Genomic DNA, 19,819 nt, shown 5'->3' on the forward strand with positions numbered 1-19,819 from the left:
ATGCCCGTCATGGAAACGCATTTTCGACCCCCCAATCTGGCACTGACCACGATCGGCCTGTCCCTGGCCACGTTCATGCAGGTGCTGGACACCACCATCGCCAACGTGTCGCTGCCCACCATCGCCGGCAACCTCGGCGTCAGCAACGACCAGAGCACCTGGGTCATCACTTCGTTCGCGGTGGCGATGGCCATCTCGCTGCCGCTGACCGGCTTCCTCACGCGCCGCTTCGGCGAGACCAAGCTGTTCGTGTGGTCCACGCTGCTGTTCTCGCTGGCCTCGTTCCTGTGCGGCGTCTCGCAAAGCATGGGCATGCTGCTGATCTTCCGCACCATCCAGGGTGCAGTGGCCGGCCCGATGTACCCGATCACGCAGAGCCTGCTGATCGGCGTCTACCCGCCCGAAAAACGCGGCATGGCGCTGGCGCTGCTGGCGATGGTCACCGTCGTCGCGCCCATCGCCGGGCCGATCCTCGGTGGCTGGATCACCGACAGCTACTCGTGGCCGTGGATCTTCTTCATCAACGTACCCATCGGCATCTTCGCCAGCGTGGTGATCGGCAATCAGCTGCGTGCCAAGGTCGAGAAGACCCAGCGCCCGAAGATCGACTACGTCGGCCTGATCACGCTGATCATCGGCGTCGGCGCGCTGCAGGTCGTGCTGGACAAGGGCAACGACGCGGACTGGTTCCACTCCACCTTCATCGTCGTGATGACCATCGTCTCGGTGATCTCACTGGCCATCTTCCTGATCTGGGAGCTGACCGACGACGACCCCATCGTCGACCTGAAACTGTTCCGCCACCGCAACTTCACCGCCGGCACCATCGCGCTGGTGCTGGCCTACGCCGCGTTCTTCGCCATCGCCCTGCTGGTGCCGCTGTGGTTGCAGCAGAACCTCGGCTACACCGCGACCTGGGCCGGCTACGCGACCGCGCCGCTGGGCGTGATCCCGGTGCTGCTGACCTTCTTCGTCGGCAAATACGCCACACGCATGGACCTGCGCATCCTCGCCGGCCTGTCGTTCCTGGTGATGGGCGCGACCTGCTTCATGCGCTCGGGCTTCAACCTCGACGTCGACTTCGGCAGCGTGGCGATGGTGCAGTTGTGGCAAGGCCTTGGCGTGGCGCTGTTCTTCATGCCGGTACTGACCATTCTGCTGTCGGACCTGCGCCAGGACGAGATCGCCTCCGGCTCCGGCCTGGCCACCTTCCTGCGCACCCTGGGCGGCAGCTTCGCGGCCTCCATCACCACCTTCGCCTGGACCCGCCGCGCGGTGGACCACCACGCACAGCTGACCGAACACATCACCGCCTACGACCCGCAGGCCCGCGCCGCCATGCAGGCCCTCGGCCACGGCAACCCGGAACTCGGCGGCCGCATCATCAACGGCATGATCACCCAGCAGAGCTTCCAGATTTCCTTCAACGAGGTCTTCCACGTGCTCGGCTGGGTCTTCATCAGCCTGATCGCGGTGATCTGGCTGGCCAAGCCTCCGTTCGGAGCAAAGGGCGGGAAACCTGCAGGTGGCGGGGCGCACTGAGGCCCACTGCTACGCAAACAAGACAGTATGCAAAGGCCGCCTCCGGGCGGCCTTATTCATAAGTGAATCTGGAACCGCTATTTCTTATCAATTGGACCTACAGCTATCATCACTCCATGAGTCGCGGTCGGTTGATTTCGTCAATCAACCCCTCAAGCTCAAGCCCATATTCATTTGGGCTATAATCACTATTAATCCCCTCCATCAAATACTCCTTGTTGATTATGAGACAAACATTTTCGATATCACGAGCAGGCAAGACTCCGTCAATAGTAAGGTCCAGTAACAACCTCTCGGATTCGCTTGATTTCTCACCAATTGACCTCAGAATGTCATTCTGACGTGATGTTAGGGGTGCCATCATTAAAGCCTCGTTCCCGCGCTATTGGTCGCCCAACCTGTAACAACGTTGCCTTCTGAATTTACAATAATGGTTGCGTTACGCCCTACGTACTGAAATGTTGGACCATATTTACTCGATGCATACCTTATCTCATAAGGGTTCTCAAAAGCATCTTCTAATGCCGACCTTTGAATCCCAATACCACCATCACGACCAGCAATTTGCTTCAAAACATGGTTAGACCAGCTCTCAATGCGAGTTGGGGCTCGAACACCGGCTGCTTGTTCTGCACTGAGCTGCTGAGAAAGCCTAAATCCTTGCAGGGAGGAGCCTGTTACTTCCTCAGTTGCAAGAGTCGTCTCAGGGCATGCAAGTGCCCCCAATAGCTCTCCACCCATAACGCCAGCAAAAAGTGACAAATAGCCATGAGCCGCAATGCTCATATTTCGCTCGACATTTGGATCGGGCAAACTGGCGCCACTTGGCGCAATTGGACTCCCCTGGTTCGCGTAGGCATAGTCACCGAGCAACATCGCCGTGCGTATGTCAACGGTACTCCCTGGAATAGGAGCCGACTGAAGCCCTCGTGAATCGGTGTAGCTAAAAGGGCCTCCGCCCACATAGCTATACGTGTTAACCCCACCAACAAGCCCCGTCGGATCACTCTCGATATATCGCCCGATAGTTGCTTCGTAAGTACGATTAAGGTTGTACGCAAGCCCCGCCTCCTGATCGTAATACTGCCCCGGGAAGCGCAGGTTGAACACAAACCCCGACCCGCTGGTCGGCTGCTGTTCCCCGAACGGATTGCCCTGCTTGGCCCAGCTCCAGATCTGGTTGCCGCTCGCATCCGTCACCACGCGCGGGCTGCCCAGGTCGTCGGCGACGACGTAGCTTTCCGTGCTGGCGCCGTTGGCTGCCGATTGATCGACCACGGCCACCGGCAGGCTGCCCAGCCAGATGTAGTCGCGCGTGCCGTCGGTCCGGCTGCGGCTCAGCAGATGGCTGGCTTCGTCGTACTGGAAGCGGTCGGTGACGATGCTGTTGGCGGTCTTGCGGATGCGCTCGCCCAGGGCGTTGTAGGTGTAGGCCACCGGCGTGCCTGCGCCTTCCTGCGCCGTCGCCATGCGCTGGCGGGCGTTGTAGGTGAAGCTGTAGGTCGTGCCCGCGCGTTGCATCGACGTGGTCTCGCCGTCCGCGTCCACGCTGTACGGCGCTGTGCCGACTTCGATCAGGTGATGCGTGTTGGCCGCGTAGCTGTAGGCGCCCGTCGCCTGGCCGCTGCCGGTCTTGCTCAGGCGATCGCCGGTCTTGTTGTAGGTGTAGCTCTCCAGCGTGCTGCCGTCGCTCTCGGTGACGGCCTTCAGGCGCTGCAGTGGGTCGTAGCCGTAGCTTTCGCTGGCCGGGTTCGCGCCCGGCGCACTGCCCATCGCGGTGATGTTGCCCAGGGTGTCGCGGGCGTAGTGCAGGTTCAGCAGCGGGCTGGTGAGGTCGGTCAGACGGTAGTCGGCGTCGTAGCTGCGCGTGATCGTCTGGCCGTTGCCCAGGGTGTAGCTGGCGATGGGGCCGAACGGCAGGTAGCTGATGCCGCTGACCGCAGCGAGGGCCGTGGCCTGCGTGTGGTCGGGCGGAATCAGGCTCAGCGACTGCACCCGCCCGTCGCTGTCGTAGGCGTAGTCGGCCTCGGTGCCGTCCGGGTAGGTCACGCTTTGCAGACGGTCGCCGCTGGTGTAGCCGTAGGCGACGCTCGCCAGCGTGCCGTTCTGGTTCTGCGTCTTCTGCGTGACGCTGCCGTGCGCGTCGTAGCAGTAGGTCGTGGTGGTGTCGCCCTTGACGATGCGCGTCAGACGGCCGACCGGGTACGAACCGCTGCAGCCCGTCACAGCGTCGGCCTCGTCGTAGTGGTAGGTCACGTCCAGCGTGCTGTCGGCGTATTGCTGGGTCGCCAGACGATCCAGCGCATCGTAGGTGGACGTGTCGACCTGGCCCTTCGCGTCCGTGTGCGTGAGGCGGTTGCCGGCGGCATCGTAGGTGTCGCTGCTGGTGCCGGTGTCCGGGCTCTGCAGACTGGTGCGGTCGCCGAGGCCGTCGTAGGTGTAGATCGTGGACAGGTTGTCCGGATCGGTGACGCCGGTGACGCGATCCATCGCGTCGTAGGCCATGGTGCTCTGCGTGTTGGCGGTGTCGGTATCGGTGCCGTTGTAGTTGCGGATCACGCTGACCAGACGGTTCAGCGCGTCGTAGCCCATCTCCTTCTCGATACCCAGCGCGTTGGCGCTGTGCACCAGGTTGCCGTCGGCGTCGTAGCTGTCGCTGAAGCCGGCGTTGAACACGGTGTGGTTCAGGCCGTCGACCACGGACGTCAGCTCGCCCAGCGTGTTGAACGTGCGTGAGGTCGTGCGCAGGGCCGTGCCGGTACTGTCGAGCACCTGCTCCTGGGTCTTGTCGCCTGCCGCATCCAGGGTGTAGTGGATGGAATTACCTTGCGCATCAGTGATGTCGGTCAGGCGATGGGCGTCGTCGTAGGTGTAGCTGGTGGTCACTCCGTCCGGATCGGTGATCGAGGCCACCGCGCCGTAGGGCGTATAGGTGAAGCTGGTGGTCGCACCACCCACGCTGCGCGAGGCCAGCCAGCCGCGCGGGGTGTAGGTCAGGTCCGTGTGCACGCCGTTGGGATCGGTGGTGCGGGTAACGCGGCCGTCGGCATCGTAGGAGTCGATGCTGGTGACGTGGCCGAGTGCGTCGGTGACGGTGTGCAGGTCGCCCGGCTGATGACAGGCGCCGCCCGGCGTGGTGCAGCCGGTCGTGGCGCTGTCCAGGTAGTAGCTGTAGGTGGTGGTCTGGGTCAGATCCGTGCGCGGACCGGTGGCCGACAGCGTCAGGCCGACCAGCGGGCATTGCGTGGTGTCGACGGCATCGCAGTAGGTGTAGGTCCAGCGGCGCACGCCGGCCGGCGGCGTGCCGGTGGCGGCACAGGTGTAGCTGCTGGCCTGGGCGTCATCGATGTCGCACTTGGCCAATACTTGACCGCGGGCATTGTAAATCCATTGCGTCTTGGAGACTGTTTCACCGGAAGAATTTTGTACAGATCGCAAAGTAGGTTCACGCAGGGAGTGATCCCAGGAGGTATTAATAGTTCTTTGGCTCGTTGTACCGGATGCATCAATCTCTTTTACTCGAAGGCCATCACCGATTGAATCATAACTGTAGTTTGTAGCGATGCCTACACGATCAGTTTTCTGCTGCAAATCACCGGAGCCGCCATAACTGAACAAAACCTTCCGTGCTGTACATCCGTCACACGAATACGTGATGCTCGTTGTCCGCGGAATTTCATTAACAAGAGCCCATGTGAAGGATGCTTTTTGACCCAACGGCCCTGTAAATGTATTCGTGTTTGTACTATAATTCGCACTAATCGATGATTGCATTGCATTTACGCCACCTGCATTTTCCGACGACACAGGCAACAGCCCGCTATATCGATAAGTTGCGTAACGCACTCCCGCCTCATCAATAATGCCGGTCATCAAGTTCGGATAATTTGCTCCACCCGTATTGCCCGACTCGTCATATTTGTAATTTTCAGATTTTCCGTCCGTATATATCACTGATACAAGGTTGTTATCAGAATCATGCACGTAATCGACACTGCTGCCATCCGGCAACGTCAATGACGCAAGCAAGCCCGAACTATCATAGCCCAGCACTATGACTCGACCCGAAACACCGGTTATCGTTTCTAATGCACTATCGACAACACCTTCCGAAGGGTCATTGACCTGCGTGTAAGTGAAATTTATTGACTGTCCAGATTTATTAACAATCTTAATAAGTTTACCGCTTGCATTATAAATTTCTTTATTTAGATCCTGGGCACTGAATAATGTCCAACCCACAACGTTACTGTTCTGATCGAAATTTTGCACCAAACTGTCATGATTACTTGGATCTGTCGGCACCCAAGCATGACCTGCCGCGTTATAGCTCGACGTAAATCCCTCCTGCCGTCCATCATCCCTGATCGCATTAACGAATAAAAGCATCTTTGACAAATTACTTGCTTGATCATTAGTCGCGATGTAGTCAGGGACGTGGGCACCAGAAACATACAGATTTCGTGAGAAACTATAGGTCCAGTTTGCACCTAAACGCCACCCTGAACTTTGGGTAGAAAGCGTATTGTAATATCGCTCAAATGATCCAATACCTTTGACTTTTACGTCAGTATATTCCTCGAACCGATTCCCTATCGTAGTCTCGATCGGATCCCCACAACTACAATTAGCCCTTGGATGCCCCACACTGGACTGAGGAGCCCTCCCATCCGTAAACCCATGAACCCAAGAAAATTCTTGATTCGCGCCACAGCACAGCGGATAATTCCATTTTGGAGTAAAGGTTGCCCCACCGATTGGGAAGACCCAGTCACCATACATCGTTGCACTGGCTTCGCGACATTCATATATAGCCAAGCCATTATCATATTCCTGCTGTTGCTCTTGATTGAATTTCACGCATGCATTATAAGCGTCGCTTTGCGAGTAAAATTCACCACTGCTTGTAGTTGGATATCCAAAGTCATCAGCTTGAGCAGTAAACACAAGCCCGCCAGCCACAAATGTCATGAAAAATAAAAATACGTATCGCATTCTTGAACCTCAATGTAAAATTATGAACACTAACTTAATCCAGTCAAATATTATTTTTACAATTTAAAATTTAATCCTCAAAAAATTTAGCGCTTCCGGGCACTATTTTTGATAGTACATTCATACTCAATGTGAGGATATACATATTCGGCAATTTGAACTCACCGCCACATTGAGATGATGGGTACCAAATAAGCTCGCCAGCCAGGACGGATCGCCTAAACTTTAGTAGCGAAATCACCATTCTTGGCAGACAACATGTCTGCCTGAGGTATCGCAAACTCACGCAAAACCGTTTAAAGCTGTCTTAGATTCACTTATCTTGGCTCTAGCCATCATCAACCAAAACCCAAGCACATAAATTGAAGCTCACCGGATACGCGCCGCCATCCGCTCATGCCCAATCAAATGCGCCCAGCGCAGGCCGATGTCGATCCACATCAGGTAGCCCGACTCCAGCACCATGCGCAGGCGGTAGCGCGCGTGGCCGGGCAGGCGATCTTCCGCGGCGATGGGCTGGGCGTCGAAGCCGAGGCGGCGGGCCAGCAGCAGGCAGCGGGCGAGGTGATAGCGGCTGGTGACCAGGGCGACCGGCGGACGTTCGTCGTGGCCGAGCAGTTCGCGCGCGTGGCGCAGGTTTTCCAGGGAATCGGTGGACGCCTGTTCCAGTTCCATCGGCACGTGGTCGGGAAAATCGGCGGCATGCAGCCAGTCGGCGCCGGCTTTTGCTTCGGTGATGCGGCTGCCGCTGTTGCCGCCGAGCAGCAGCACGCGTTCGATATCGGCCTCGCGCGCCAGGGTCAGGCCGCGCTGCAGGCGGTGGATGTAGTCCTGTTCCGGGCGCTCGCCTTCCAGCCTGCGACCGAAGATCAGCAACACGCGCGCGCGGGTCGGCTTCAGCGGGCTGCGCGCGGCGGTGCGCCAGACGTGGATCAGGTAGGCGAGCCATGCCAGCCCGCCGCTGAGCGCCAGCACCAGCAGGGTCACACACAGGGAGTGCAGCACGTCGGCATCGCGCAGGTAGCGCCACGGACCGCGTCGTAGAGGTGCCAGGGGATCGCTCATGAAGCTTTCGGTCACCGGGAAAAAGCGCAGCCTACCGCATGCCTCGGCCGCGCCGAAGTCGCTCCCGCGTGCGCGAGACCGCCGTGCATGATCGGGCACTCGGCACGGGAAAATTCAGCCGGGAAAAGCTACCCTGCACCGGATGCCCGACACGATGCCTGCGCTGGCCGTCAGCGCCCACACCGCCACTTCCGCGCTCGGCCGCGGTCTGGATGCCCACGAGGACGCGCTGCGCCGCATGCGCGGCGGACTGGTGCGCAACGATTTCAGCAGCGCGCCGCTGGACTGCTGGATCGGCCGTGTCGCCGGACTGGAAGACGCGGCGCTGCCGGCGACCCTGAACGAGTGGGACTGCCGCAACAACCGCCTGGCCTGGGCCGGACTGCAGCAGGACGACTTCCCGAAGGCCGTGCATCGCGCCGCCGCGCGCTACGGCAGCGACCGCGTCGCCGTGCTGCTGGGCACGTCCACGGGCAGCATCGCCAGCACCGAACAGGGCTATCGCCATCTGGACGTGGACGGCCGCCTGCCCGCCGAGGTGCGCCGGCCGATGATCCATTGCCTGCACTCGCTGAGCGCCTTCGTGAAGACCGCGCTCGACCTGTCCGGGCCATGCCTGACGATTTCCACCGCGTGTTCGTCCAGCGCCAAGGTCTATGCGATGGCCGCGCGCATGATGCAGGCCGGCCTGGTCGACGCGGCCGTGGTCGGCGGCGTCGATTCGCTGTGCGACAGCGTGCTGTTCGGCTTCAACTCGCTGGCGCTGGTGTCGCAGCAGGCCTGCCGTCCGTTCGATGTGGACCGCGACGGCATCTCCATCGGCGAGGCCGCCGGCTTCGCCCTGCTGGAACGTGCCGAGCGCGTGCCCGAGGCGCCGCGCCTGGCCGGCTACGGCGAATCCAGCGACGCACACCACATGTCCACACCGCATCCCGATGGTCTCGGCGCCGAACTGGCCATGCGCGATGCGCTGGCGCGGGCGGGACTGCGACCGGAGCAGGTCGACTACATCAACCTGCACGGCACCTCCACGCAGAAGAACGACGAGGTCGAGGCGGCGCTGATCGCGCGACTGTATCCCGACACCACGCGCAGCAGCTCGACCAAGGGCTACAGCGGCCACACGCTGGGCGCGGCCGGCGCACTGGAAGCCAGCATCGCCCTGCTCGCCATCGAGCGCGGGGTGCTGCCCGGCAACCTCGGCTGCAGCACGCCCGATCCGCTGTGCGCCGGTCGCCTGCAGCTGGAAACCGAGGTGCGCGCCGTGCGCGTGGCGCTGAGCAACTCCTTCGGCTTCGGCGGCAACAACGCCTGCCTGGCGTTCACTCATGCGGGAGGAATCGCATGAATGGCGACCTGGACGTGTGGGTGGAAGGCATCGGCGTATGGGCGCCGGGCCTGCCTAACTGGGATCACCTGTGCGCGCACCTCGCCGGTCAGCCGACCGCCGAGGACGCGCCGAAGCGACCGGCCGCCGGGCTGCTGCCGCCCGCCGAACGCCGCCGCGCGCCGGACAGCGTGCGCCTGGCCGTCGAGACCGCCGCCCAGGCCGTGGCGATGAGCGGCCGTGACGCCGCCGAACTGCCCAGCGTGTTCGCCTCCGCGCACGGCGATGCCGTGATCATGGACTACATGTGCGAGACCCTGGCGACGACGCCGCTGGAAATGTCGCCGACGCGCTTTCACAACTCGGTGCACAACGCCGCCGCCGGCTACTGGACCATCGCCACCGGCTGCCATCGCAGTTCCAATGCGATCTGTGCCGGCGACGCCAGTTTCGGCGCCGGTCTGCTGGAAGCCACGACGCTGGCCGCAAGCGATGCCGAAGCGGTGCTGCTGGCCGCGTTCGACGCCCCTGGCCAGGGGCCGCTGGTGGAAATGCTAAGCACGCGCACGCCGTTCGCCTGCGCGCTGGTGCTGAGTCCGCAACGCACGCCACAGTCGCGCGCCGCGCTGCGACTGCGACTGCACGCTTCCGGTCATCCGCAACAGCCGCCGTCCAACGCGCACTTGCGCCGGCTGGCGCGCGAGAACGCCTGCGGCGCGGCGCTGACGCTGCTGGAGGCCCTGGCGCAACCGACCGCCGGCAGCACGCGCGTCGCCGCCGGCACTGGCTTGACGTTGCACATCGAAACGGACGTCCTTGCATGAAGGCCACCGCCGACGCCGCATCCGCCGATCCCGCTTGCTGCGTGCTGATCCCGTGCCTGAACGAGGCGCGCGCCATCCGCGGCGTGATCGCATCGGTGCTGGCGCTGGGCTACCCGGTGATGGTGGTCGACGACGGCTCCGACGACGGCACGCCGAACATCGTGGCCGCGCTGCCGGTAACGCTGATCCGCCATCCGCAGCGGCGCGGCAAGGGCGAAGCCCTGCGCACCGGCTTCCGCGCGGCGCTGAAGCACGGCTATGACGGCGTGGTCAGCATGGACGGCGACGGCCAGCACGTGGCCGAGGACATTCCGCGCCTGCTCGCCGCCGCGCGGCGCTACCCGAACCATATCGTCAGCGGCGCGCGGCTGCGTCATCGCGAGCGTCAGCCCAACTACCGCCGCCGCGCCAACGACTTCGCCGACTGGGGCATTTCCTGGGCCGCCGGTCAGTGCCTGGTCGACACGCAATGCGGCCAACGCTACTACCCGCGCGCGGCGCTGGAACTGGCCGACATCAAGAGCGGCGGCTTCGCCTTCGAGACCGACATCCTGATCGAAGCGGCCCTGCAACGCGGCGTGCGCGTGGCCTCGGTGCCGATCGAATCGCGTTACCTGGGCGACATGCGCCTGAGCCACTTCCGGCCGGTGCGGGATTTCTCGCGCATCACCGCGCGCGTGGTCTGGCGCATCCTGCGCGCGGGTCTGATGCGCGATCACCTGCGCCAGATCCGCGATCAGCAACCCCTGATCTACGACCCCGAGCACGAAACCGACGCTCACGGGTGACGCGAACCACGCGCTTCGGGCATCATCGGGGCAAGCTTCGGCGAGGCAGGAACGCAATGGCGAACACCCCTACGCACGACGCAGTCATCCTCGGCGGCGGTCTGGCCGGTCTGACGCTGGCGCTGCATCTGCGCGCCGATCATCCGGATCTCGACATCCTGGTGCTGGAACGCCGTCGCCATCCGCTGCCCGCCGCCGCGCACAAGGTCGGCGAATCCACGGTCGAGATCGGCGCGCACTACTTCGCCGAAACGCTGGGCCTGCGCGAGCATCTGGAACGCGACCACATCCGCAAGTTCGGCTTCCGCTTCTTCTTCTCCGACGGCCGCGACGACCTGGAGAACGTCACCGAACTGGGCGTGAGCAAGGTGCTGCCGACGCCGAGCTACCAGCTCGATCGCGGCATCCTGGAGAACTTCCTCACCGACGAGGCGCGCCGCCGCGGCATCGAGGTGCGCGATGGCGCCACCATCAGCGGCCTGGGCATGGGCGAGCACGGCGCGCTGCACGAAGTGCGCTACCGCGACGACGCCAGCCAGCACACGCTGAAGGCGCGCTGGCTGCTGGATGCCTCCGGTCGCGCCGGTCTGCTGCGCCGCCACTTCAAGCTGACCCGCGACAACGGTCACCGCGGCAACGCGGTGTGGTTCCGTCTCGACGACCGCATCGAGATCGACGGCTGGTGCAGCGACGCCGACTGGAGCGACCGCTGCTCGCCGCCGGAGCGCTGGCGCTCGACCAACCACCTGGTCGGTCCGGGCTACTGGTCGTGGCTGATCCCGCTGTCCTCCGGCGCGCACTCGGTCGGCATCGTCGCCGACGCCGGCATGCATCCGCTGGAATCGATGCGCGACTTCGACCGCATGCTGCAGTGGCTCGGCGCACGCCAACCGGCGCTGGCGCGCGCGGTGGCCGAGCGCCGCGACGCGCTGCTGGATTTCAGCTTCCTGCGCGACTACTCCTACGGTTGCGCGCAGCTGTTCTCGGCCGACCGCTGGGCGCTGACCGGCGAGGCCGGCGCGTTCCTCGATCCGTTCTACTCGCCGGGCAGCGACTTCATCGCCATCGGCAACACCTACATCTCGGCGTTGATCGGCCACGACCACGCGGGCCGCAACCTGGCCCCGCACGCCTTCATGTACGACCAGCTGTACCAGTCGTTCTACGCCAACAGTCTGCCGCTGTTCCGCCAGCAGTACGCGCTGCTCGGCGACGCCGAAGTGCTGCCGGTGAAGGTGACCTGGGACTACAGCTACTACTGGGGCGTGCTGTGCCCGCTGGTGTTCCAGCAGGGCCTGACCGACCTGGAACTGCTGGGCCGCGTGCGCACGGACCTGGAGCGCGCGCAGGCGCTGAACCTGCGCATGCAGGACCTGTTCCTGCGCTGGCACGCCGCCAGCGCCAACCGCAACCCGCGCGCAATGCTCGATCAGTACGAACTGCGCTGGTTCGCTGATCTCAACGGCCACCTGCACGACGCGCTGGACCGCGACGCCACGGTCGAACGCCTGCGCGGCCACGTCGATCTGCTGGAAGCGCTGGCCGACGCCATCATGCTGCAGGCCACCGGCAGCGACCCGCGGCTCAAGGCGCCGCTGTCGGGACGCCGGCGACCGCCGCTGTTCGCCGCGGCCGCCTGATACGCGCGTTCAACCCATGCCGCCGTTGACGCCGATCACCTGCCCGTTGACGTAACCGGCCTGCGCCGAGCACAGGAACGCGACCAGCGCGGCGACGTCCTCGGGCGTGCCGACACGCCCGGCCGGCACCATCGCCTTGATCTGCTCGGGCGCGAACAAGGCCTCGCTCATGCGGCCGGCGATCACGCCCGGCGCGACCACGTTGGCGGTGATGCCGCGCGAGGCCATCTCACGCGCCAGCGACTTCACCGCGCCGTGCAGGCCGGCTTTGGCCGCCGCGTAGTTGGTCTGCCCGCGATTGCCGAGCACACCCGCCACCGAACCGATCGCCACCACGCGGCCGAAGCGCGCGCGCGCCATCGGCAGCAGCAGCGGCTGGACGAGGTGGAAGAAACCGTGCAGCGAGACGTCGATGACGCGCGTCCACTGCGCCTCGGACATGCCCGCCATCGGCGCGTCGTCGTGCACGCCGGCATTGCTGATCGCGGCATGGATCGGCCCGGAGGCCAGCAGGGTTTCCAGCGCCGATGCGCTGGCCTGCGCATCGACCAGATCGAACGCCACGGCCTCGGCGCTGCCGCCTTCATCGCGAATCGCTTCAGCCACCGCCTGCGCGCGTTCGAGGCGCGTGTTGGCGTGCACGACGACGTGCCAGCCGTCGGCCGCCAGCGCCTTGCACACGGCAGCGCCGATATCGCCGCTGCCGCCGCTGACCAGCGCGCGGCGCGTCTCGGGAGAAGCCTTCATAGCGCATGCTCCGGGTCGAAAGAGTCGAAGTCTAGCAAGCGCGCCGCGGCAGGCTCAGCCGTCGCCATGGATCACGGCACAGCGTCCTTGCGCCAGCAGCGTGCCGTCGTGCTCGATGCGGAAGGCGTACTGGGTGCCGCTGTCGTCGGCGTACAGGCACTCGGCGTGCACGTCCAGCGCGCCAGAAAGGTCGTCGATGTAATCACGCTCGAAACGCACGTCGCGCAGCGCCACCAGCACGCCCGGCCGCGGCGCGCCGGCGCCCGCGGCACGAGCGCGCAGCGCGCCGTGCACCGCCGCGGCCTGCGCGCCGTATTCGGCCAGATGCACGGCATGCAGCCGGCCGTCGCGGCGCAGCGGATGCGCCGCATCGCGGTGCCCTTCGCTGACGGCGTAGATATGCGTGTCGTCCCAGTCCACGACCGCATCGAGCAGGCACATGCCGCCCGCGTGGGGGATCAGATGCGCCCAGTCACTTTTCGGCAGCATCGTCGCGTTCCGCGTGCGGCGCCATCAGGATCGACAGGCAGAAATGGAAGGCCACGCCCAGGCTCACGGTGAGGCCGATGGCGCGCAGCACCGGAATCGACGACCACGCCAGCATGCCGAACACCAGCAGCGCCGACAGCACGCAGACCACCGTGGCGTGAAGCGTGCGGCGCTGTTCGTCCGGGTCGCCGGTCTCGCGCTCGAAGAACAGCGCGTAGTGCAGACCGAGGCCGGCCGCGAGAATCAGCGCGACCAGATGGAACAGCGAAATCTCGACGCCGGCCACCCGCTCGACCGCCAGCACCAGGAACGTCGCCAGCGTCATCGGACCGAGCACGTGCCAGGCGCGACGCAGGCTACGCAGGGCCACGCTGACGGTCACCACCAGCAACAACAACGCCACACCGAGCGCGGTGAGGATGCGCGAACGGTACGCCGCGACCAGCGATTCCGAAGCCTGTTTGATGTCCAGCAGATGCACTTTGCCGCCGGTCTGCGCCGACAGCGCAGCCAGCGCCGCCGGATCGTGCACGCCGCTGAGCGTGGCCAGTCCGACCCATGACCTCGTCGGCGTCGCACCGGCGTGCTGCGGCTTCGCACGCGGGTCGGCTCCGCGCTGCACCAGCATCGACGCCAGTCGCTGCCCCAACGGCGAGCGCTCGAACATCGCCGGCGTCAGCAGCGGCAAGGCGCGCGCGGTTTCCACGTCGTGCACGAACGGCGCGAAGGCATCCTCGCGGAACGGCATGCCGTTCGTGGCCCGCTTCAGCGCGGCCTCCAGCGCGGCCCGGTCGGGTAGCCGATCCTGCCGCTCGCGCTGCACGGCCAGCGACGGCAGGTAGCGCGAAGGCAGCTCGACGCCATCCAACGCGCCCTGCTTCACCAGCGCCTGCAGCTTGGGCTGCATCGCCTGCGACAGCGTCAGCACGCCGTCGGCCGTGGGTGCGTCGAGCACCAGCAGATAGCGCACGTCCGGTGCGCCAAGTTCGGCGCGCAGGCGGGCGTCGGTCTTCAGCATCGACATCGGCAGCGGCGTCAACTTGGCGAGGTTGTTCTGCCAGAACGAACCCGGCGCGAAGTACAGCATCGCCGCCACCGCCACCGTCACCAGCAACGGAATCCAGCGCGGTCGCGGCAGGTCGTCGAGGAAACGCCGGAAGCGCGCCAGGCCGGGCGTGCGCGCCACATCCACGAACCGTTCCGGCAGCACGTGCGGCAGCGCGTAGCGCGTGGTCAGACCCGCGCCCAGCAGGCCGAAGATGGTGAACACCGCCAACTGCTGCAGGCCGGGCACGCCCGAGGCGTAGAACGCCAGGTAGGCGATGCAGGCCGAGGCGATGGCGGTCAGCAGTAACGGCCACAGCCCGCGCACGCTCTGCAGGTTGGAGGCCCCGGCGCGTCGATGGCTGAGCAGGCGGATCGGATATTCCTGGGCCACGCCCAGCAGCGTGAAGCCGAACGCCAGCGTGATGCCGTGCACCTCCGCGTAGGCGGTGACCAGCGCGGCCAATCCGACCAGCGCGCCGCTGGCGATCGGCAGCGCGCCGAGCAGCAGCGCGCTCGGACTGCGGTACGCCAGCAGCAGCAGCAGGATGAAGCCGACCGTCGAGATGTAGCCGATCCAGTCGGCCTGATGCCGGGTCTGCCGATTGATGACCACGCTGAAGTAGCCCGGCCCGCTCAGCGTCAGCGTCGCCGCGCCGCGCTGCGGCAGGTCGTCGAAGGCCTTGCGCAGGGCTGCGATGGCGTCCTGCTGCGCGCCGGGATCGAAGCCGGCGGCGCGCGTCTGCACCAGCAGCAGCGCCTCGCCCTGCGGGTCGATCCACACGCCGTCGCGGACTTCGGGCGCATGCGGCGGCGACCAGCGCTGCGCCAGTTTCAGCACTTCCAGAGTCGGATCGCGCGGCAGCCAGGTTTCCAGCATGCCGCCGGCCGGCGAGGCCAGGTCCTCCAGCCGCTGCTGCAGCTGATCGTGCAAGTAGGCCGCGTCCAGACGGTGGGTGTCGAGCGTGGTCGACAACAGGTAGCGGTACGGCAGCAGCGCCGACGGCAGACTGTCGGGCTGGAAGTCGCCGTTGAGCACCTGGGTGAAGCGCGAGTCCTGCTTCAGCGCAGCGGCCAGACCGTGGCTGAGATCGGCCAGCTTCGCCGGCGGCGCGCCATCCAGCGCGACCAACAATAGGCGCGAACCGGGACCGCTGCCGATCTGATCCATCAGCAACCGCTGATCGGCCGTGGCCGGCGGCGGCATGAAGCTGCGCAGATCGGTGCCGACGCGCAGCGTGCGCGCCACGTACAGCCCGAGCAGCGCCAGCACCAGCAGCCAGCCGATCAGCAGCGCGGCGCGCACGCGCACCGGACTAGTCGGCATGTCGGCACAGCGCCGTCAGGTTGGCGCGCGTCGGCTGCGCCGGCATGCGCGCGGCCAGCGGACCGAGCAGGTCGACACTGAGCGTGCCGTTGGCTTCGGTGATGAGCATGCAGCGCAGGCCCTGCCGGTCGCCGTCGAGCCGGATGTGCGAGAGGCTGCGCGCCAGCTGCGGCGACTTCGGCTTCAGGGTCAGGGTCCAGCCCTGGCCGTCGCCCTCCTGGTCCAGCCGCGGCGTGAACGCCTTCGACAAGCGCGCCCGATCGCCCGACAGCACCGCGACCAGACTGTCCAGCAGCGCCTTCAGCGGCGGCGCGCGGTCCAGCGAGAAATGCCGCGTGCCGCGACCGGCGCGGTGCATGCTGACTTCGCCGTCGACGATGCGCGTGGTTTCCACGTAGGGCATGTCCACATGCCGCTGCAGACGGTCGCCGCCTTCCCACGACAGCTGTCCGGACACCACCAGCGGGCGGCTCAGCAGCGCCGAGAAACGTGCTTCGGCAAAGGCCACCTGCGTCGGCGGCGGCTGCGCGAGCCGGGTGATCGGCGCCAGGGCGTCGTCCTTGGCGACCGTGGTCTCAGGCCCGCGCGCCCACGTCGTCGCCGACGCCAGCGCCAGCATCAGTCCCAGCAACCCGCGGAGTGTCATGCCAGAAATCATAGAAGTTGAACCAGTTGTAGGGATACGCACGCGCCAGGGCCTCCAGCCGCGCCGCGTAGGCCTGCACGTAGGCCTGCACTGCTTCGCGGCGGCCCCGGCGCGGCAACATCGCGGTGTCGGCGAACGATTCGAACACCAGCTTATAGCGATTGCCCCCAAGGTACAGCCCGAAGCACAACACCACCGGAACGCGCAGACTGACCGCCAGCAGCCACGGTCCCAGCGGGAACGGCGCCGGCTCGCCGAAAAACGGCACCTTCAGCATGGCCTCGTCCGGCCGTCCGCGGTCGGCCAGCAGCGCCACCATGTGGCCCTCGCGGACCGCCTCGCCCAGCGCCAGCACCACCGACGCCGGGTCCTGCGCGCCATCGATCACGCGCTCGCCGATATCCGGCGCCAGCGCTTCCAGCAGCGCGGTCATCGCCGGCGTCTGCTGCTTGTTCAGCACCACCCGCAGCGGCACCTGCGGGTAGCGCTGCGAAAGCATGCGCAAGGCCTCGAAACTGCCGTGGTGCGAGCCGATCAGGACCGCGCCGCGCCCTTCGTCCAGCGCTTCGTGCAGGCGTTCGAGCCCCTCCACCTGCACGGCGAAACCGCGCTCGCCGCGCGCCAGCATGAACACCCGGTCCAGCGTGATGGCGGCGAACGCATGCAGATGCCGAAACACCTCGCGCAGCGTCGCCGGACGCCCCAGCACGCGCTGTAGAAACTGACGCGAGGAACGCCGCTCGGGACGGCGACGCAGGAAGAAATACAGCGTGACCGGATACAGCACGACCCGCGCCACCGGCCGACCGCAACGCAGCGCGATGGTGCGGATCAACCACAGCGCGAACAGGCCGCCGCCTTCGGGGCGGTGCCGCCAGTGCGCGCTCATGCGGCCACCTCCACGCGGCCGCGCGCCAGCACGCCGCCTTCGCCGAGTATCTCGAAGCGCAGTCGCGGCGGCTCGCCGTGCACCCGCAGTTCGGCCGTACGATCCGGCCACAGCGGCGCCACGAACTTGGCGTCGACGATGCGCGCCAGTCGCCAGCCGCGCTCGCGCTGCAGCAGGGCCGCCAGTTCGTCCAGCAGCACCACGCCCGGCACCAGCGGACGCCCGGGGAAATGTCCGGGCAGCGCCGGATGGTCCGCACCGATGCGGAACGTGTGCGTGAACGGCGTGGAGGCGGTGTGATCGTTCATCGGCCTACCGTATCGTGAGCGTCGCGCACGATGCGAGGCCAGTGCCGCACCAGCCGCTGCATGAATTCGTGCGGACGCGGATGCGGCAGGTCGCGGAAACGCCAGCGGCGCACCAGATATTCGGCCAGCATCGCCAGGATCGGCAGCGCGTAACCGCCCACGTGCAGCCAGGTGCGCGCCAGCGATTGCAGCGGACCGCCGACGGCGATCTGCACCCAGCACAGCAGCAATAACAGGCATTGCAGCGCCATCAACGCGGTCCAGTACCAGGTGACTTGCCGCGTGTAGCGCGCCACGCGCGGGTTCTGCACACGCTCGTCGCCTTCCACCGCGCGCACCACACGCGTGACCAGCGGTTCGCGTCCGTGACCGAGCGTGCGACCGAACAGCCAGCCAAGGCCCGCCGTGATCAGAATCGGCACCAGATTCAGCACCCAGTGCGCGCGTCCGCTCCAGTCCAGCCACAACATCAGCGCCGCCAGCGCGATCCACAGCGCCAGCACCGGCGCACGCCGCAACGGCAGCATCGCCGCCAGCGCCAGAGTCAGTACCGGCACCGCCGCGCGATAAGCCCACGCGCCCCCACCCAACGCGCCGATGAACACCAGCGCGGCATAGACGAGCAGCAGCAGGGGAAACAGGCTGCGGGAAAGACCGGATTGGGCGGAGGACACGGCCGATCCGTGCCGTCAGGCGTTCGGGCGATGCTGCTCGATATGGGCCGAGAGCGCGCGCAGACTGGCGAAAATCTGCTTGTTGTCGGGATTGTCCGAACGCAGCTGGAAGCCGTAGTGCTTGGACACGGCCAGGGCGATTTCCAGCGCGTCGATAGAGTCGAGGCCCAGATCGCCGCCGAACAGGGGCGCCTCCGGGTCCATCTCCGCGGCCTCGACGTCTTCGAGATTGAGGTTTTCGACGATCAGTTGGGCCAGCTCGTGCTCGGCCTCGGTTTGCTTGCTCATGCTCGGTTCCCACTCCCCCACGATGCCGCCCGCTCCCGGTGCAGCGGGCGCGGAGTGTACCATAGGACACTTTGCCGACCGCTGGAAATGCCGCCCGCCGGCCCGGCTCCGAAGGACCCTGCATGAACCAAGCAAGCTCGTCGTTCCGCGCCACCGCCGATGTCCGCCCGCGGGTCCGTTATGCCCCGACCGACACGGCGCAGACCTTGCTGCAGGCACCCGGCACGCTGGCCGTGTTCGACTTCGACGGCAGCGCCGCGCACGCCGACGACCCGCGCCGGCTGCGCGTACCGCTGCGCACGCCCTCGGCGCATCCGGCGCCGCTGGAGCACTGGCAGGTCGAGGCCACCGTCGAGCACGGCCGCGAAGGCGCCCTGCAGTGGTCCAGCGGCGGCGGCTGGCTGTTCGCCGCGCTGACCCTGGACGAACGCGAACACGGCGGCCCGGAAGGCGCGGCGCGGGAGTCCTACGCGCAGTTGTGCGCGTTTCTGGAGCGACGTCCGCAGCGCCACGTGCAACGACTGTGGAACTACCTGGCGCACATCAACGACGGCGAAGGCGACGCCGAGCGCTACAAGCAGTTCTGCGCCGGCCGCCTGGACGGCATGCGCGACTTCTTCCGCGACGGTTTCCCCGCGGCCACCGCCATCGGCCACCGTCTCGATGCGCCGCTGCTGCAAGTCTACTGCCTGGCCGCCGAGCAGCCGGGCGAGCGCATCGAGAACCCGCGCCAGATGAGCGCCTGGCGCTACCCGCGTCAGTACGGCCCGACGCCGCCCAGCTTCGCCCGCGCCATGCGCCTGCGCGGCGACGCCTCGCTGGCGATCTCCGGCACCGCGTCCATCACCGGCCACGAGTCGCAGCACCACGGCGATCTCCAAGCGCAGCTGCACGAGACGCTGACCAACCTGCGCGCACTGCTGCGCAGCAGCGCCTTGCCGGAACGCTTCGACGACGGCGATCCGCTCAAGGTCTACGTGCGTCACGCCGAGGATGCGCCCACCGTGGAGGCCTTCCTCGCCGAACACGTGCCCGATGCGCCGCGCCTGCTGCTGCTCGGCGACGTCTGCCGCCGCGAGCTGCTGGTCGAGATCGACGGCTGGCGCTTCGCCTGATCGCCTGATCGCGGGTTCGGGTTCGGAGTCGAAGTCGAAGTCGAAGTCGAAGTCGAAAAAGCCTTACTCCACCGCCATCCTGGCGAAAGCCAGACAAGCGCGAAGCGCGCG

General features: G+C 65.7%; 16 protein-coding genes. 6 read left to right on the forward strand and 10 right to left on the reverse strand.

The window, feature by feature from the left end:
- Positions 1-9: 9 nt before the first annotated feature.
- Positions 10-1,542 (forward strand): DHA2 family efflux MFS transporter permease subunit, encoded by a 1,533-nt coding sequence (locus LF63_RS14305; RefSeq protein ID WP_043104515.1) that lies wholly within the window; start codon positions 10-12, stop codon positions 1,540-1,542.
- A 363-nt stretch (positions 1,543-1,905) separates the two neighbouring features.
- On the opposite strand, the gene LF63_RS15610 is transcribed toward LF63_RS14305, so the two are convergent.
- Complete coding sequence (locus LF63_RS15610; protein ID WP_081945291.1) at positions 1,906-6,537, reverse strand: RHS repeat-associated core domain-containing protein; 4,632 nt, start codon at positions 6,535-6,537, stop codon at positions 1,906-1,908.
- A gap of 369 nt (positions 6,538-6,906) precedes the next feature.
- Positions 6,907-7,602, reverse strand: a complete 696-nt coding sequence (locus LF63_RS14320; RefSeq protein WP_043104230.1) for a YdcF family protein — start codon at positions 7,600-7,602, stop codon at positions 6,907-6,909.
- Positions 7,603-7,756: 154 nt separating this feature from the next.
- Between LF63_RS14320 and LF63_RS14325 the strand changes: the two genes are divergently transcribed.
- The 4 genes from LF63_RS14325 to LF63_RS14340 are packed head-to-tail and all read left to right on the forward strand — an operon-like array spanning position 7,757 to position 12,181.
- The gene (locus LF63_RS14325) at positions 7,757-8,950 is read left to right on the forward strand and encodes a beta-ketoacyl-[acyl-carrier-protein] synthase family protein (RefSeq protein WP_043104519.1); all 1,194 of its coding nucleotides are present in this window, start codon (positions 7,757-7,759) and stop codon (positions 8,948-8,950) included.
- Complete coding sequence (locus LF63_RS14330) at positions 8,947-9,753, forward strand: beta-ketoacyl synthase chain length factor (RefSeq protein ID WP_043104233.1); 807 nt, start codon at positions 8,947-8,949, stop codon at positions 9,751-9,753. The genes LF63_RS14325 and LF63_RS14330 overlap by 4 nt, the downstream gene beginning before the upstream one ends.
- A complete protein-coding gene (locus LF63_RS14335) occupies positions 9,750-10,541 on the forward strand; it encodes a glycosyltransferase family 2 protein (protein WP_052395309.1) in 792 nt (263 codons plus the stop codon). The genes LF63_RS14330 and LF63_RS14335 overlap by 4 nt, the downstream gene beginning before the upstream one ends.
- Before the next feature lie 56 nt (positions 10,542-10,597).
- A complete protein-coding gene (locus tag LF63_RS14340) occupies positions 10,598-12,181 on the forward strand; it encodes an NAD(P)/FAD-dependent oxidoreductase (RefSeq protein ID WP_043104235.1) in 1,584 nt (527 codons plus the stop codon).
- Positions 12,182-12,190: 9 nt separating this feature from the next.
- Here LF63_RS14340 and fabG read toward each other — a convergent pair whose 3' ends face one another.
- Genes fabG through LF63_RS14380 form a run of 8 tightly spaced genes read right to left on the reverse strand, consistent with a single transcriptional unit; the run spans position 12,191 to position 18,593 of the window.
- Positions 12,191-12,928, reverse strand: coding sequence for a 3-oxoacyl-ACP reductase FabG (gene fabG / locus LF63_RS14345; protein ID WP_043104236.1), 738 nt, complete (start codon positions 12,926-12,928; stop codon positions 12,191-12,193).
- A gap of 54 nt (positions 12,929-12,982) precedes the next feature.
- Positions 12,983-13,417, reverse strand: a complete 435-nt coding sequence (locus tag LF63_RS14350; RefSeq protein ID WP_043104237.1) for a hotdog family protein — start codon at positions 13,415-13,417, stop codon at positions 12,983-12,985.
- Positions 13,401-15,788 (reverse strand): MMPL family transporter, encoded by a 2,388-nt coding sequence (locus LF63_RS14355; protein ID WP_043104240.1) that lies wholly within the window; start codon positions 15,786-15,788, stop codon positions 13,401-13,403. Before LF63_RS14355 ends, LF63_RS14350 begins: the two co-directional genes overlap by 17 nt.
- Positions 15,778-16,434, reverse strand: coding sequence for a LolA-related protein (locus LF63_RS14360; RefSeq protein ID WP_043104243.1), 657 nt, complete (start codon positions 16,432-16,434; stop codon positions 15,778-15,780). Before LF63_RS14360 ends, LF63_RS14355 begins: the two co-directional genes overlap by 11 nt.
- A complete protein-coding gene (locus tag LF63_RS14365) occupies positions 16,364-17,323 on the reverse strand; it encodes a lysophospholipid acyltransferase family protein (protein WP_043104246.1) in 960 nt (319 codons plus the stop codon). Before LF63_RS14365 ends, LF63_RS14360 begins: the two co-directional genes overlap by 71 nt.
- Positions 17,320-17,631, reverse strand: a complete 312-nt coding sequence (locus LF63_RS14370) for an ApeI family dehydratase (protein WP_052395312.1) — start codon at positions 17,629-17,631, stop codon at positions 17,320-17,322. The genes LF63_RS14365 and LF63_RS14370 overlap by 4 nt, the downstream gene beginning before the upstream one ends.
- Positions 17,628-18,305: a COG4648 family protein gene (locus tag LF63_RS14375; RefSeq protein WP_052395315.1), complete on the reverse strand. Its 678-nt coding sequence runs from the start codon at positions 18,303-18,305 to the stop codon at positions 17,628-17,630. Before LF63_RS14375 ends, LF63_RS14370 begins: the two co-directional genes overlap by 4 nt.
- Positions 18,306-18,320: 15 nt before the next feature.
- Positions 18,321-18,593, reverse strand: a complete 273-nt coding sequence (locus LF63_RS14380) for a phosphopantetheine-binding protein (RefSeq protein ID WP_043104247.1) — start codon at positions 18,591-18,593, stop codon at positions 18,321-18,323.
- Positions 18,594-18,715: 122 nt separating this feature from the next.
- Here LF63_RS14380 and LF63_RS14385 point away from each other — a divergent pair, with 122 nt between their 5' ends.
- Entirely contained in the window at positions 18,716-19,708 is a 993-nt protein-coding gene (locus LF63_RS14385; protein ID WP_043104250.1) for a chorismate transformation FkbO/Hyg5 family protein, read from the forward strand.
- Positions 19,709-19,819: the final 111 nt, after the last annotated feature.

The organism is Oleiagrimonas soli (assembly GCF_000761445.1).
In the GTDB taxonomy this organism is placed as follows: domain Bacteria; phylum Pseudomonadota; class Gammaproteobacteria; order Xanthomonadales; family Rhodanobacteraceae; genus Oleiagrimonas; species Oleiagrimonas soli.